The organism is Candidatus Stoquefichus sp. SB1, from assembly GCF_001244545.1.
Taxonomy (GTDB): Bacteria; Bacillota_I; Bacilli_A; order Erysipelotrichales; family Coprobacillaceae; genus Stoquefichus.
Genome location: NZ_LN852696.1, coordinates 842,332 through 855,534, shown reverse-complemented (window position 1 = coordinate 855,534; position 13,203 = coordinate 842,332). Strand labels below are relative to the sequence as shown.

The window sequence follows — 13,203 nt, the reverse complement described above, 5'->3', positions numbered from 1 at the left end:
TTATGAAAAGCCCATAGATTGTTTGAAAATTTTTTTGCAATTACATAAATCAGAAAATTCATATAAAAAATCAAAATCTAAAACTTGATTTTGATCATTTCTTTTCTTAATTCTTCTATAGTTCTATGGGTATATATTCGCTCTGTCACATCTCTAATTTCATATCCAATAATTATTTTTAAAATATAATCATTTATTTGGCGCTTTTTAACTTGGCTAATAAATATATGTCTTGTTTCATGAGATATATGTTTCATATTTAATATTATCATAACTTTCCAAATCTTCCTCTATACTTATCATGCGTTAAGAATTCATATCATGTTTAAACATATGAATATTTTCAACATTTATATTAAAAAACTAATGACTACATGAAAATAAATGAACTATCAAATTCAATCTTTAATAACAAATTGATACATATCACCAACTTGTTTAAAATGAATTGGTAATGTTGCAGGCAAGATAGTTGGTAGATATTTTTCAGCATACCATTTCATACCAGGTTCCTCTAAATTAAAATGTCCAATTGCTAAAATGCATTTATTAATATTTAGCATAGCTGTATCTTTAATATAGATACCTAATGTATAATCAATACACTCCATAGATATAATTGTATCAATATTTTCTTGATCAACAACTGCAATTTTATCATTATCATTGCCAGTTATATGCATAGGAAGATAAATTTTTTCAGTATAACCATTAATATTTCCAAAGCATTTTATTCCATTTAAGTTAAGTTTGTACATCATCTCGTTGATAAGATCTTTTGTTTTTATTTTGGGAATATTGATGATAAGTGGAAATCCAATATTCCCATGAACATAATTCTCCCAGCCCAGCAGTTCTAGTAAACCATAAAATATTCCATCCACACGTCTTCCTTTATAGTCAATTCCTGCATGAAGATAATCATGATTACGCCAAACAGTAATATGATTATATTCCATCATCTTTTTCTTAATCTGATATGTTTTATTTCCCAATAACCAATCTGTATGGTCTCCGTGATTCCAAAATAAAGACTCATGAACAATAATGAGATTGACATTTTTTTCAATAGCATGTTTAATCACATCTACACTTGCATATATGGCTGTTATGATACCTGTACATTCTTCATCTATATCTCCAAACAGAATTTGATCACGAGTGGTTTCCTCGTTTATCTCTTTACCCAACCACTCATGATAGTGATGATTTTTGATTTGCTCTATAATTTCTATTTTTCTCATAATATAGTCACTGAGTTCCTAATTGAGGAATCCCTTTACAGTATGTTTCAATTATTGAATAATCATCTCCTAATACAACAATATCAGCATCATAGCCTACCACTAAACTACCAACCCTATCATCTATTTTGAGTAATTTTGCAGGATTCAATGTACATGATTGAAGTGCAACATCAAATGGAATAAGTGCTTTTTCTACCAGATTTTTTAATCCCACATTCATTTTTAATGTACTTCCAGCAAAATTCCCCTCTTTAACCAGATGAGCACTACCATCAGAATGAATTTTAACTTCAAGATCAGAAAAATGAAATACTTCACCTGGTTTATATCCTTTACACATCAAAGAGTCCGTGATCATAATAGCTTTTTCTTTGCCTTTAGAACGAAAAAACAAGTTTATTGCCTCTGAAGTGACATGATTACAATCACAAATAATCTCGCTATATAATGAATCACAACGTAAGGCAGCACCAACAACACCATTATCACGATGATTAAATGGACTCATACCATTAAAAGTATGTGTAATAGACTTTGCTCCATTAGCAACTGCAAAAGTCACCTGCTCAAGTGTTGCTGAACTATGACCTATTGAAACAGCAACATGGTTATCTGAACAATATTTTGTCAACATATAATTTGGATCATGTTCTACAGCTAAAGTGATAATTTTAATCAACCCATTGGCTGCATCCTGATATTCTTGAAATTCTTCTATTGTTGGTTTAACCACTGCATTGATGGGTTGAGCTCCATGATACTTTTTATCAATATATGGCCCTTCCAAATGAATTCCAACAATATGAGCTCCTGAATAATTTTCTTTTTTAACATTTGCTACATTTTTTAATGCTTTTAATAATTTATCTTTTGATGCTGTTACAGTTGTTGGTAAAAAAGATGTTACCCCTTCTTCAGTTAAACGTTTTTGCCAGTTCTTCAATCCGTTCTCATCTGCATTGTTAGTATCGAACCCATATGCACCATGTGTGTGAATATCAATAAAACCTGGAACTATACGTTGATCACCATAATCCCTATCCACTTTGCAATCGCTATATGCAGAAATATTCATAATTTTATCTTTTTCAATCTCAATGATACATGGAATAAATCGATCACCAACATAAACTCTTTTACTTTTTATGAACATAACGATTTCACCTTCTTCTAATATTCATAATATTCAATAAATTCTACTAAATCCTCGTTATTTATTAATTCAAGCAACTGTTCCTCATTTGGTGCCAATCTTGCAATTAAATTTCTTTTTCCATCATTCTTAATTGGAATTTTTACAATTTGAATTTCACCAGAATAATGCTTATTAACATCATTGACAACCACAACACTTCCAACTGGGAAATATTCTTTACCATATTTTCTAGGAGGAATTGGTCTATTCTTGTTTATTAATCGCCCACTTCTTGAACGCCATATCCATTCAGAAGAATCGCCATTATCTAATTGAGGAACAAAATCCATAAGATTTTCTTTTTCAATTTTTGTGATATCTTTTTCAAGAATCACTTTTAATCTCTTACATGGACCAAATTTTGGTAAAATTGGTCCATATGCTTTAATTTCAGCATAGATAGGAGAATCTTCAAAAGCCTTAGCAGGTTTCACAATTTCAGAAATAGCTTTTAATTCTGCTTCTGTAGCATATGCATTTCCAATCAAAATATCATCAACTTCACCAGTAGCCAAAATAATTCTTGTTTGTAAATCAATTGGTAAGTCACGTAGTCTTTCAACTGTTGGGAGTCCATCCTCAGCATTCCAAATTCCATGAGTATTTGGGGCATTTGAACTTACAATAGCTGCAATCTTATAACCATAAGATTTTAACTGATGGTTTTTTTCTAAAAAATCTTTCCACTTCAAACCTGTATATCGCTGAGGATAAGCATTATGCCCTAATAAAATTTGTTCTTGAGATACTCCTTTCTCATAAAAATATGCAATTTCTTTAGCAACCTTTGATGAAGTCGCATTCATTTCAATTTTTATGCCATAAGGATTTTGAATCATTATATAGTCATTTTCTGCTCCATAAGAGCCATCTAAACGAATAATATCACAATCAATTTCATGGAATAAAGAAATATCATCATAGGATTGATTCATTCTTTTTAAAAAATTTGTATTCACATCTAAAGAAACCTTCATTCCAAATTCATGTGCAATGTGATTAAATTCTTTAAAATATGAAATGATCTCCTCATTTGTTCCTTCTACTGAAAGCATACTAGAAGATACTCTCGTAAATCCATACTTTGATGCGAGTTGTAAGTATTCCTTAATTTTATTCATTGGACTTAAATCAGGATAAGCCAATACACCTAGTTCAGTCATTTTCATACCTCCATATATTATCTTTAAAATTTATTTATATATTTATATTTTAGGGATAAGAATATCACCTTGATCGACTTGTTTTTCATAACACTCTAAACAAACTTCTTCAGTTAGTCCAGAAGTAAAGACAGTCATAGTTGTCATATCAATTGAGGAATTCTCCACATATGTTCTATCAAAACTAATAACTGTCTCACCCGCTTTAACTTTATCTCCTTGTTTGACATGAACAGTAAATCCTTTTCCTTCTAACTGAACCGTATCCAAGCCAATATGCACCAATACTTCAACACCTTTTTTCGTTTTCAATCCAAACGCATGTTTAGTTTCTGCAATAAGTACAACCTCTCCATTAACAGGTGAAACAACTGTACAATTATTAGGTATAATTGCAAATCCATCGCCCATAGCCTTTGATGAAAAAACTTCGTCATTCACTTGAGTGATAGATATACATTTACCACTCACTGGTGCAACGACTTGTTCTGAATTTCTTTTTATAAAATTAATCAATTTTATCTTCCTTTCTCATGATTACAAATCTCGCTATAACGAATAAGTGAAATATGACTTTCTTCCACCCAATTCATTACTTCTAAATTAGTAATACCTTCTAAATCTTTTATTCTATATAAATGATAACTGGATAATTTTAGCAATTCATCATCAACATATCCCATATGACCAACAACTAGACAATATTCTTTTTGTAAAAGTTCATTTTTGTGACTAAGAAGATAATGGGATAAAGAAGAATTGATTTGATTTTCTAATGTTGCTGGTTTTATATACCAAGGTATTCTATATCCAGATATATCAAAACCAAATAGTTTATCCCAAATATCTGATGTATATGGAATTCCATATTTTTGACTTAATGACCTCTGAACTTGACAAATCTTTTCAGTTGTGTAAGCATGCCCATGAATATAGTCTGGTTTTTTCCCTACAAGCTCAATAAATCTTTGAATTTGAGCTTCGAATTCCTGATAAACTTCATCCATAGAAGCATGATTTCTATCCTGACAAAATTCATCTTGTTTTCGACTTTCCCAACTTGTTAAAAATATTCCATCTTGATTCACTAATGTTGGTATTTGATATGTTGGTAAAATAGGTCTTCCTGTAGAAATATTCAGATCAATCCCTAAATCTATTTGCTCAAGATATGGTTTAATCATATCTAAACATTCTTCTGTCCAGTCCATATTTGTAAATATGCCAGTATTACGGATAAGACCATGATGAATTCCAAAAATAATACCGCTTGATACTGCTCTTGTTATTCCATAATCATCTGCCTGTATTAATAGTTTCATAACAGTATTCCTTTCAGAATTAAATTTAATAGGAGCTAATGGAAATTAATCTCTATTCAAAGGGAGGTGAGTTGATAAAACAACTCAATAGAATATGTAATAAGATTAATCTCCAAAATTTTCCCCATTAGAAGCAATAACTTTTTGATACCATTCAAATGATTTCTTCTTACTGCGCTTTAGTGTTCCATTTCCATTATCATCTAAATCAACATATATGAATCCATATCTTTTCGACATTTGTCCAGTAGCTACAGAAACGAGATCGATAGGTGCCCAGCAAGTATATCCCATAACTGGTAATCCATCTATCTCTATTGCATCTTTCATTGCCTTAATATGTTCTCTTAAATATTCAATTCGATAATCATCATTGATATGACCATATTGATCAGGGATATCAGGAGCACCTAGTCCATTTTCTGCTACAAATAGTGGTTTTTGATAACGATCATATATCTCATTCATTGTTATTCTCAGACCCAATGGATCTATAAACCTACCCCATGGTTCAACTTTTAAATAAGGATTTGGTGCTGATTTTAATAAATTCGAATCAAATTCTCCTTCACTATTGGCTTTTGCAACTCTTGTTGAATAATATGAAAATGATATATAGTCAACTAGATTTGCTTTTAAAATTTCTTCATCATCATCACAGAATGGAATTGTATAATTATTTCTTTCAAAATCCTTTTTAATATATTGAGGATATTCTCCCCTCACTTGAACATCAGTGAACATATAATGCTGTCTATTTTCTTGTTGGGCTGCCTGAACATCTAAAGGATGACATGTTGCTGGATAAAATAATCCAGCATTCAACATGCATCCGATTTGATTTTCATTATCAATTTCATGACCTATCTTCACTGCCCATGCACTTGCAACAAGGACATGGTGTACAGCATTATAAATACTTGTATACTGATCTTCATCATCATCAAAAGTTAAACCAGCTGCCATAAAACATGCACTCACCATAATATTAATTTCATTAAACGTTAACCAATACTTTACCATACCCTTATAACGTTCAAATAAAACTCTCACTAACTTTTTATAAAAATCAATTAACTGTCGATTTTTCCATCCACCATATTCAGTTACTAAATGCATAGGTATATCATAATGCGTAATAGTGACTAACGGCTCTATTCCATACTTTTGACATTCTTTGAATACATCTTCATAGAATTGTAAGCCATCTTCATTAGGCTGATCCTCATCTCCGTGTGGAAAAATACGACTCCATGCAATAGATATTCTCAATGTTTTAAATCCCATTTCCCCAAGTAAAGCTATATCTTCTCTATAGTGGTGATAAAAGTCTATTGCATTTTGTGCTGGATAATATTCATCCTGTATGGGTTGAGTTCGTATCATTTTTCCTTTAATAATATCTGTTCTATTTTTTCCATAAGGTAGAACATCACAGTTGGCTAGCCCTCGACCACCTTCATTCCATCCACCTTCACATTGATTAGCAGCAAGTGCTCCACCCCATAAAAAACTTTTAGAAAACGTCATTTTTGAGTTCTCCTTTCTATCAAAAATGAGTTATATATTCACTTCTTTTTTACCGATTTTTAATTTCTTTTTACCAAATTGCAACTTTTCTTCACCTTGGAATCCAAAAATAATTCCAATTGCAAAAGTCACTACCAATCCAACTATACATCCAATTGTTCCTTGGACAATATCTTCTCCAAAACGCAATGGATTTAAAAATGGGAAACCTACTCCAGCAAAGATATAGACTTTAGCACTCAATAAGTAACAAGTTAATGCTCCACACATATTTCCAATCATAGAATAAAGCAATGCTTTGCGATCTGATAAAACAATACCATATAATCCAGGTTCAGATATATTAGCTAATGTCATTGTTGTAAAACAACTCCATCCTAAACTCTTTTTCTTTACACCTTTTGCACGTAGTGCATATGCTAAGAATAATCCCATATATGTAAACGTTCCTACTATCATCGCTGGATACACAATCATATCATATCCAATTTCCATTTGTGCTGGAAGTAAGGCTGTTAAAATTGGAACATGCATACCAAACAAAATAACAAATGGCCATAATGGTGCAACAATAATCGCAGCTAATAATCCAAAATGTGCAGTTACCCATAATAATCCATCAGCAATCCAACTCATTACAATATAACATGCTGGTCCTAAGATACATAAACCAATTGGAAGCATAATAGTGATCGTTAAAACTGGAATACCCACAGTTCTTAGCATATCAGGAATATGTTTCTTTAAAAATCTTTCTACATATGACATAATCCAAACAATAATAATAATAGGAATAACTGCTTGTATATAACTTGTTAAATGCATTGGAATACCAAAAACAGTAAATGCTTTTTGCGCTTCTACAATCCCTATCATATTAGGGCTTAACATAATTCCTGAAAATAACAATGCCATCATTGGACTCACTTTAAACTTTACAGCTGAACTATACGCTGCATAGAAAGGCAAGAAATAATAACCAGCATTTCCGACCATTTCAAATAAGACAATTAAGTCACTGCCCTCTGCTAGCCACCCTAATTGTGTCGGACCAAATAAAATAACTAACATCTTAAAAATACCAGCTACAATCATAATTGGTAATGTTGGAATAATACATCCACTTAAAGTACCCATAATATTATTCGCAACAGATTTAATTGTTAATTTTTCTTTTTTCTTCTCCTCTTGTTCTTCTTCATCAATCAAATGACTTTTTTCAAAACCACCTAGCTTACATAATTCATCATAGACTTTACCTACTTGTTGACCAATAACAATCTGAACTTGACCACCAGCATGAACAACCTTAATAACACCCTCTACCTCTTCTAATTTCTCTTTCTCTTCTAAACTTTCATCCTTTAACACTAAACGAAGTCTTGTCATACAATGAGTGACATTAGCAATATTTCCTATACCACCAACATACTGTATGATCTCTTCTAATGATTTTTGAATATCTTTCATTTCTTCTCCTCCTTGTCTACTCAATATTCAATGCATAATCACCTTGACTAAACAAAAACCCCCAAAATACAGTTTATACTGTGTCTTTTTGGAGGTTATGCCCTGTCTTTCAGGTTACAATCCTTTTTCGTACATATTCGATTAATATGTAACATTAAATACAATTTTTCATCTTTGGATAGTTCTACGTTCCATTTTCCTTCTATGTGCTGACAAATTTTTGACACACATGATTCAATGGAAGGGAATTTCTTAACGATATCTTCATATACTTCATAATTTGCACTGTTTATAGTCTTGTGAGATTGAACTCTTTGAAACAGATATAATAAATGTGTTGCATATCTAGAATAATCAAAACTATCTTTATCAATAATCATTTTCTGTGTATGCTCAACTATTTCTGTAACTTCATATAGCATATTTTCATATTCTTGGAGTCTACTCTTATCTATAACCTCTTTATTGTTTAATCCTGAATTGATTAAATTTAATGCAATACCAGCAATTTCATCTTTAGGTAAAGATACGTGAAATTGTTTTTCAATTTTTCTTAAAATGTATTTTCCTATCTTATATTCAAGTGGATACATTTGCTGAACGTCATATAATAATGGCATTTTCACTGATATATTTTGAGTAGCTCGATCAATAGCAAATGCTATATGATCAGCCATGACCAAAGCAGCATTTGGATTTAATTCATAGGATAGTTCACTTTTAACTATATCCATTAAATCAGCTGTAAAGATAACAACATCTACTGGTAAATCTTTCAAAATATTTTGTTCTGAATACTTCATATCATAGAATGTTCTTTCAATGTTATCAATAGAAATTTCTCTAGGAATCTCACCAAACCCAATACCTTTACCAATTGCAATAAGTTCTCTGCCTTTCCCATCAACACAAACAACAGCATTATTATTAAGTTTTTTTATAGCTTTCATATCATCTCCCCTTTTCCATAAAAAAACCTCAAGGACACCATATCAAATATAATGGTCATGCCTTGAGGAGTAACAATCCATAAACTATTGTATAACTGTGTTAGTGTCCTTGCCTAATTAAAGTAACAACTCACTTTACACAAACATTATAAACTAAGTATTATTGAGTTGTCAAGAATTAATTTTTTTTACAAAGATAGAACCTTATTATTGTTTGATTTTAATTCCCTTTTCGATAATTCTGATAATTGAATACACTTAGAAGTATTTTTATCTTAATACAGGCTTTCATTTAAAAATATTACGTCTACTATATTTTATATTCTATATATGAATGAACAATCAACATTTAAACAATATATAATTACTTTTAAATCAAATCTCCAACTTTCGGATCAGAAATACTATATTTTTCTTTCCAAGATGCCATTCTTTCTTTACAAATTTCATAAAACTCTTCTGAATTTTGTAAATTATTAATAATACTTTGTAAACCAAGTTCATCGTTTATGATTACATGATTTTTATTTAATATTTTAAATATATTTTTCCATATTAAAGCATTCTTACCTTCAAAATGAAGATTTTCTCCTGTTTTCTTTTTAATAATGTATTCAACATCATACATCTTTGTTGGTACAAACTTTATAGTCATCAATCTAGAGCATAATGATAAATCAATTGCTAAAACATCTTCATACAAAATTTTATCAAGTATTTTCTTTGTGCAATAATCCTTTATCATAATTCCTTCATCATAAAAATTGACAATAACAGTTGGCGGATAATTAGGAATATATTTAGAATCACTTTCTGCATGACATTGCATATATGAATGGAAAATATTCCTTTTAGATAACACTAAAAAATCATTAGATTTCATAACTAGATTTCCTTTCTTTTAAATAATGAATAATGTTAGTTATAAATAAGCATTATCATCTCAACTAGTCATTTTTTAAACAAACCAAGATAAAATCGTCTCATTTAACTAATATAATTATTTTCATATCCTGTTTTAATATATTTTATCATTATATTGATTACATGAGTATGCTATTGAATGACATAATATATGACATATAATAGCCAAATATTCTCTTATAGTCATTGACTGACTTGATAAATTTATTTAGATATAAAATTAATGCTTTATAAAAATATATAAATAATTAAATATGAAAAAAAGACTATAAGGAAAGAGAGCAATTTCCTTTTTACGTTCCAATACACTAATATAAGTAATGACACCAATCATAATAGAAGAAACAACTAATGATATTGTAACAAAAGCAATCAAGATATAACTCATAACATTAATAATATCTGTAACAGATGACATTAAATCCCCATATAGTCTGTATATGAGATCACTTTATCCTCATCCATTTTTTCATGTTTTCGTTATATTGATCTAAAGCATTACTTACATTTTGTTTACTCACAAAATCTTTTGGATGGATACTGATACTACTAGGTTTATCAGAATCATCATATCCAAGATTCTTGAGATTTTCTTCATAAGAGACAATCTTTTTATTCAAACTTGGTTGGCTAAATCATTAATTAAAATTTGCAATTTCTTTATCAACAAAAAAGTAGACAATCAATATCTTCTGTATCAAAGATTGATCTATCTACTTTTGTTTTATAAAATCACACTTTATTTAATAGATGAAATTCATTAAATTCTAAGTTATTTTAAATGACCTAGATACCTATCCTTTGTAAATTAAATATAAAATTTTGATTCATGTCTATTACTCATTTCATAGTTCATGAGGCTCATCATTTTCCTCATGATGCAGATTATAAGAAGCAGCGGCTTCTTTCCGCGTTTTTTCATAACATTGATAAATATCTTCGACAATAAATGGTTTGCCAATATGCCCATTCATACCACATGCGAGGCAACGATTAATATCTTCTTGGAATGCATTGGCTGTCATTGCTATAATCAATATGCTTTCTGCATCGGGTCGTGCTAGATGACGAATCATTTGGGTAGCTCGATATCCATCCATAACTGGCATTTGAACATCCATAAGAATCAAATCATAGTAGCCTTCACTCGATTCTGCAAATTTTTTCACAGCCTCTTCCCCATCACTAGCAGTATCTACACAAGCATCATCCATAGATAAGAGTTCAACAGCAATTTCAAGATTCAACTTATTATCTTCGACAATGAGAACATGTTTACCAGCGAGTGCTTTTTTTGTAGGAACTTCTTTCACATCTAATGCTACATGATAAAGACGTGACATTAGATCTTGCAAATCTTTATGGAAGACAGGATGACACAATACATCATTTCCTGCCATTTGTTGACGTACCTCTTCCAACTCATCCTTATCAAAACCTGTTACAACGATACGAATGGATGGTTTAGCTACTTCTTTAATTTGTTGTACAATATGGCGCATATCTGTGCCAAAATCCCATCGTATGAGACACATAGTAAAGTCTTCTTGATTGACCGCTGCCTGTTTCAGCAAGTCTAGAGCAATATCCATAGATTGTGCTATTTCAACTAAGAATCCCTCATGCTCCAATAACAAGGCTAACTGCATTCTGATTTCATCAACTTGATTTAGAATCAGTACTTTTTCCTTATTTTCCATGCATAGTTTTTCTATTGGCTGTTCCTTTGGCAAGATAACAGGAAGTTCTACATGGAAACTACTTCCAACATTGACCTTGCTTTCTACATAGATTCTTCCGCCCATCAATTCTACAAATCGTTTACTGATTGGTAATCCTAACCCTGTACCTCCATAACGTCGGGCAACTCCACTATCTTCTTGTGTAAAAGGTTCAAAGATACGCTGTAGATTCTCTTCTGCTATGCCACATCCAGTATCTTTCACTACAAAATGATACCAAACTTCATCTTCCTTCGCTGCATGATGCTGCATTCTTTCTACACGCAATTCTACAACTCCATTTTCTGGCGTAAATTTGAGTGCGTTAGAAATCATATTCGTAAGAATCTGATTTAAACGAAGTGCATCACTGATAAGAAAACTATCAATAATTCCATCAAGTAGAACTTCAAAGCGGATACCTTTTTCTTTTGCCTGAGAGTAGAATACAGTCGTTAACGATTTCAATAATGTACCGAAATCAAATGCTTCATTATGTAATTCAATTTTTCCACTTTCAATCTTAGACATATCTAAAATATCATTGATTAAAGTAAGAAGATGCTTAGAAGATAAGGATATTTTATCCATGCAATTTTTCATACGGCTAGGTTGGTTAATGTAATGTTTTCCAACTTCCGTCATTCCAATAATGCCATTTAATGGTGTCCGTATCTCATGTGACATAGAAGATAGGAAATTACTTTTTGCCTGATTTGCTTTTTCTGCTTCTTCTTTCTCTTTGATAATTTGTTCACGATAGCGTTTTTCACTTTGCTGATGTAAGAAAAAGAAAGTTCCAATTACCAATAAAATCAAAATAAAAATTCCAGTTGCTACAATCAATAGAAAGTTGCTCAATGCTGAGACTTGTGAATTTACAGTTGTATATGCCATACTTGTACACATATACCAATTTGTTCCAGCTATCGGAGCATAATATAAATACTCATGATGATTATACAACCGTAAAGATATCATATCTTCCTTTCCATCTTGAATGTTCTGTTTAAGATTTTCTAATGAATATCCTTCATCAAAAACAGATTGATGTTCTAAAATAGAATATAGATTAGTTCCCTGTAACATCACATCCGTATTAGAATTGCGAATGATAAAAGTGCCATCAAGTGCGATAATATTAGAATATGAGGAAGTCCCAGCTTTATTTAATGCAAGCTTTTCACCAATAATTGATGTATCAATACCGGCTATAACTGCAATAAAGTGATCATTAAAAAACACTTTATCATCAATGGTTGCACCCAATAACATCATATCATTTCCCCAGATAGTTTCGTTTACTGATAAAAGTTTCTCATTACCTTCCAATAATTGATGAAGTCCAGAAATCTTTGAAATTGCTGGAAAGATACCATCGGAAGAATAAGCAATCCCTTGTTCACTTATCAGCGCTACATGTGAAAATTGATTATCTTCTTTGACACGATTTAAAAAAGCAAGCAAATGTTCTTCACTTTCTAATTCTGAAGCGGAAACAGAATTTCCGATCGTTTCAATCTGCGCATATAAACTATCCAAATTCGTTTTAAAATGATTATTCATTTGTTCTGACATTTCTTGTAAATAAACTTGACTGATTTTAGATACTGTCCGCTTCGCTTCTTTTTGGTAAGAGTAAAAAGCAGATATTCCTAACAACAGCAAAATTGCAAAGAAA

11 protein-coding genes and 1 pseudogene are annotated in these 13,203 nt (G+C 30.9%); all 12 read right to left on the bottom strand.

Annotated elements, in window-relative coordinates; genetic code table 11:
• Positions 1 to 77: 77 nt before the first annotated feature.
• The 12 genes and pseudogenes from BN1865_RS16705 to BN1865_RS16650 all read right to left on the bottom strand — a co-directional run bounded on the left by BN1865_RS16705 (position 78) and on the right by BN1865_RS16650 (position 13,190).
• Positions 78 to 257, bottom strand: a complete 180-nt coding sequence (locus BN1865_RS16705) for a hypothetical protein (RefSeq protein WP_157844147.1) — start codon at positions 255 to 257, stop codon at positions 78 to 80.
• Positions 258 to 398: 141 nt separating this feature from the next.
• The gene (locus BN1865_RS16700; protein ID WP_050638387.1) at positions 399 to 1,244 is read right to left on the bottom strand and encodes a Nif3-like dinuclear metal center hexameric protein; all 846 of its coding nucleotides are present in this window, start codon (positions 1,242 to 1,244) and stop codon (positions 399 to 401) included.
• 7 nt (positions 1,245 to 1,251) lie between these two features.
• The gene (nagA, locus tag BN1865_RS16695; protein ID WP_050638386.1) at positions 1,252 to 2,400 is read right to left on the bottom strand and encodes an N-acetylglucosamine-6-phosphate deacetylase; all 1,149 of its coding nucleotides are present in this window, start codon (positions 2,398 to 2,400) and stop codon (positions 1,252 to 1,254) included.
• Positions 2,401 to 2,417: 17 nt separating this feature from the next.
• Positions 2,418 to 3,605, bottom strand: coding sequence for a MupG family TIM beta-alpha barrel fold protein (locus tag BN1865_RS16690; RefSeq protein WP_232780428.1), 1,188 nt, complete (start codon positions 3,603 to 3,605; stop codon positions 2,418 to 2,420).
• A 42-nt stretch (positions 3,606 to 3,647) separates the two neighbouring features.
• Positions 3,648 to 4,121, bottom strand: coding sequence for a PTS sugar transporter subunit IIA (locus BN1865_RS16685; protein ID WP_050638384.1), 474 nt, complete (start codon positions 4,119 to 4,121; stop codon positions 3,648 to 3,650).
• Positions 4,122 to 4,123: 2 nt separating this feature from the next.
• Positions 4,124 to 4,927: a ChbG/HpnK family deacetylase gene (locus BN1865_RS16680; RefSeq protein ID WP_050638383.1), complete on the bottom strand. Its 804-nt coding sequence runs from the start codon at positions 4,925 to 4,927 to the stop codon at positions 4,124 to 4,126.
• A gap of 105 nt (positions 4,928 to 5,032) precedes the next feature.
• Positions 5,033 to 6,457 carry a 6-phospho-beta-glucosidase gene (locus BN1865_RS16675; protein ID WP_050638382.1) on the bottom strand — a complete coding sequence of 475 codons (1,425 nt, stop codon included), beginning with the start codon at positions 6,455 to 6,457 and terminating at the stop codon, positions 5,033 to 5,035.
• A 30-nt stretch (positions 6,458 to 6,487) separates the two neighbouring features.
• Positions 6,488 to 7,927 carry a PTS transporter subunit EIIC gene (locus BN1865_RS16670; RefSeq protein ID WP_050638381.1) on the bottom strand — a complete coding sequence of 480 codons (1,440 nt, stop codon included), beginning with the start codon at positions 7,925 to 7,927 and terminating at the stop codon, positions 6,488 to 6,490.
• 95 nt (positions 7,928 to 8,022) lie between these two features.
• Entirely contained in the window at positions 8,023 to 8,877 is an 855-nt protein-coding gene (locus tag BN1865_RS16665) for a PRD domain-containing protein (protein WP_050638380.1), read from the bottom strand.
• Positions 8,878 to 9,247: 370 nt separating this feature from the next.
• Positions 9,248 to 9,760, bottom strand: coding sequence for a hypothetical protein (locus BN1865_RS16660; RefSeq protein ID WP_050638379.1), 513 nt, complete (start codon positions 9,758 to 9,760; stop codon positions 9,248 to 9,250).
• Positions 9,761 to 10,078: 318 nt separating this feature from the next.
• Positions 10,079 to 10,403, bottom strand: a pseudogene (locus tag BN1865_RS19035) (ABC transporter permease); the annotation flags it as partial.
• A 243-nt stretch (positions 10,404 to 10,646) separates the two neighbouring features.
• Complete coding sequence (locus BN1865_RS16650) at positions 10,647 to 13,190, bottom strand: ATP-binding protein (RefSeq protein WP_198527298.1); 2,544 nt, start codon at positions 13,188 to 13,190, stop codon at positions 10,647 to 10,649.
• Between the last annotated feature and the right edge of the window lie 13 nt (positions 13,191 to 13,203).